The organism is Pseudomonas sp. REP124 (genome assembly GCF_020164475.1).
In the GTDB taxonomy this organism is placed as follows: domain Bacteria; phylum Pseudomonadota; class Gammaproteobacteria; order Pseudomonadales; family Pseudomonadaceae; genus Aquipseudomonas.
Map to the genome: position 1 here is coordinate 1 of NZ_JAIQWX010000273.1, position 3,161 is coordinate 3,161.

Annotated in this window: 3 protein-coding genes; 1 reads left to right on the forward strand and 2 read right to left on the reverse strand. The window is 62.5% G+C overall.

What is annotated here, in order from left to right; translation table 11 throughout:
* Positions 1 to 55: 55 nt before the first annotated feature.
* The gene (locus tag K9857_RS30100) at positions 56 to 877 is read right to left on the reverse strand and encodes a M23 family metallopeptidase (RefSeq protein WP_224542184.1); all 822 of its coding nucleotides are present in this window, start codon (positions 875 to 877) and stop codon (positions 56 to 58) included.
* Positions 878 to 880: 3 nt separating this feature from the next.
* Entirely contained in the window at positions 881 to 2,260 is a 1,380-nt protein-coding gene (gene xseA, locus K9857_RS30105; protein ID WP_224542186.1) for an exodeoxyribonuclease VII large subunit, read from the reverse strand.
* A gap of 135 nt (positions 2,261 to 2,395) precedes the next feature.
* Here xseA and K9857_RS30110 point away from each other — a divergent pair, with 135 nt between their 5' ends.
* Positions 2,396 to 3,160: a sulfite exporter TauE/SafE family protein gene (locus tag K9857_RS30110; protein ID WP_224542188.1), complete on the forward strand. Its 765-nt coding sequence runs from the start codon at positions 2,396 to 2,398 to the stop codon at positions 3,158 to 3,160.
* Position 3,161 lies beyond the last annotated feature (1 nt).

Here is a 3,161-nt window from a genome sequence, read left to right on the forward strand (position 1 = left end):
ATCCACTGTGGGAGCGAGCCTGCTCGCGATGGGGCCAACATCGATAACCGCCTTCTTATGGCTGGAAAGCCCCAATGAAAATCGCCGGATCTACCCGCGCATCATTCAGGCTGACATTCCAGTGCATATGCGGCCCGGTCGCCCGGCCGGTCGCGCCGACCTTGCCAACCACCGCACCGCGAGCCAGTTGCTGGCCGACCTTCACATCGATTTTCGACATATGGCAGAACATGCTGATAAAGCCCTGGCCGTGGTCGACAAACACCGTGTTGCCATTGAAGAAGTAGTTACCGATCAGGATCACTTTGCCCGCCGCCGGGGTCTTGATCGGAGTACCGGCGGGCACGGCGAAATCCAGGCCCGAGTGGGGATTGCGCTCTTCGCCGTTGAAGAAGCGGCGCACGCCGAACTTGCTCGACAGCGGCCCGTTGACCGGTTTATCCAGCAGCAGATTGCTCGGCGTATTCGGGCTGAAGGTGCGGTAGGCGGCGATCTGCTCAGCCAGCTCGCGTTCGATGCGCTTGAGATTGTCCTGGTTCGGATTGACCTGTTGGGTGTTTTTCAGGGTGATGCGCTGTTCCGGGTATTTCTTGTTGCCGACAGTGAAAGCCAGGTTACGGCCACCGCTGCTGATGGACTGTGCGCCCGGCTTGACCGTCAGCGGCACGCCGACAATCGCCAGCCAGTTGTTCTGTTCCTTGACCACCAGCACCGGTTTGCCCTGATAGCTGGCTTTCGGGGCTTGGGCTGCGCTGCCCAGATCCACCACGGCCACACCGCCCGGCACCGGTTTGTTCAACAGGCGCGTGATGTAGCTGTCAGCGTGGGCATTGAACGTCAGGCACAACAAGAGAAGCGAAGCTAAAAGGCGCGGCATGGATCAATCCAGTAAAGAAAGGGTGACAGGTGTCAGGTGATTGTCTTCGACCCGCACTTGCAGCTCGCCTTCACCCAGCTTGGCCTTCAGGCGCTGGCCGTTATGGGTCTGCGCGGCGTTGCGAATCGCGTTGCCGCGCTCGTCCAGCAAAATGCTGTAACCACGTCCGAGGGTCGCCAGCGGGCTGACCACATGCAGGGTCTGCATCTGACTGTGCAATTGCAGGCGACGGCTTTTCAGGCCTTCGCGCATGGCGCGGGGCAGGCGTTCGGCGAGGCTGTCGAGGCGCTGGCGCAGCATCGCCAGTTGCCGGCCCGGATGCTGCCCGGCCAGGCGGGTTTCCAGGCGGATCAAGCGTTCGCGACGGGTGTTCAGGTTGCGCTCGAAAGCGCGGCGCAGGCGCATGTCCAGATCGTCCAGGCGCTGCGCTTGTTGGCGCAGGCGTTCGCCGGGATGACGCAGGCGCCGGGAAATGCCTTCCAGACGCAGCCGATCGCGCATCAGGCGGTCGCGCATGCGCATCACCAGCCGACGGTGCAGGCTCTCGACCCGGCGCACCAGATCGCTGGAGTCCGGGGCCAGCAGTTCGGCGGCGGCGGACGGGGTGGGGGCGCGAACGTCGGCGACGAAGTCACTGATCGATACGTCGGTTTCGTGGCCGACGGCGCTGACGATCGGCGTTACGCAGGCGTCCACGGCACGGGCCACGGCTTCCTCGTTGAAACACCAGAGGTCTTCCAGCGAACCGCCACCACGGGCCAGGATCAAGGCATCGAAGCCACGGGCGTCCGCCAGTTTCAGGGCGCGGACGATCTGCGCGGTGGCTTCGCGGCCCTGTACGGCGGTGGGGATCAATGTCAGTTGCACCTGGGGTGCGCGACGCCGGAACACGCTGATGATGTCGCGGATCACCGCGCCGGTGGGCGAGCTGATGATGCCGATGCGTTGCGGGTGCGCCGGCAGCGGTACTTTGCGTTCGGCACTGAACAGGCCTTCGGCGCTGAGCTTTTCCTTCAAGGCATCGAAGGCCAGGCGCAGGGCACCATCGCCGGCCGGCTCCACGGTGTCGAGGATCAGCTGATAATCGCCGCGCCCCTCGAACAGCGAGACCTTGCCCCGCACCTTGACCGCCAGACCGTCTTTCAGCGCCTGGCGCACCCGTGCGGCGTTCTGCCGAAACAGCGCGCAACGCACCTGGGCGCCGCTGTCCTTGAGAGTGAAGTACACGTGCCCGGACGCCGGGCGCGCGAGGTTGGATATTTCGCCCTCGACCCAGATATTGCTGAACACGTCTTCGAGCAACACCCGCGCACGGCCGTTGAGCTGAGTAACGGTCAGGACTTCGCGGTCCAGGCCGAGTCTTGCAAAGGGATCTTTAATCATGGGGCGCAGTTTAAAGGCATTCCCGAACCGAATGCACGACCCCTTGTAGGAGCTGCGGAAGGCTGCGATCTTTTGCTCTTGTTTCTAAAGATCAAAAGATCGCAGCCTTCGGCAGCGCCTACAGGGATTAGTTACATGCTGATTGATTGGTTGGGCCAGTGGCAGTTTGGCGCTGGGGAATGGGGCGTGATTGGCCTCGGCATTGCGCTGGCCTACATCGTTTTCGGCATCGCCGGCTTCGGCACCGCGCTGGTCGCCGGACCAATCCTGATCCTGTTCATGCCGCTGTCGAAAATCGTCCCGCTGCTGGTGCTGCTGGATTTCGTCGCAGCCTTCGGCAACTTGCTGCCTTCGCGCCGTGACGTGGCCAGGCCCGAACTGCTGCGGCTGCTGCCGTGCATGGCGGTGGGCTGCACCCTTGGGGTGACCTTCCTGCTGAACCTGAAATCCGACCTGTTGCTGCTGTTGATGGGGCTGTTTATCAGCGCCTATGCGATTTACAGCCTGTGGATAAAAGCTGCTCCGAAACAATTATCGGCCGGATGGTCAGTGCCGATGGGGACGGTGGGCGGGATGTTCGGGGCGTTGTTTGGCAGTGGTGGCTTTTTGTACGCGATTTATCTGAACAGCCGATTGCCCAAGGACGAGGCCCGGGCGACACAGAGCGCGCTGATCAGTTGCAGCACAGTAGTGCGGTTGAGTCTGTTTGCGATCGCCGGGGTGTATTCGGATGTGCCGTTGCTGGTGTTGGCGGTCTGCTTGCTGCCGGCCATGGCGCTGGGGCTGTGGGTTGGTCGGCGTTTGACCAGACGCTTGTCCCGGGAGGCGTTTGTGCGCCTGGTGACGTGGTTGGTGCTGGTGAGCGGGATTGCGTTGATTGGGCGCTATTTGAGCACCTGAT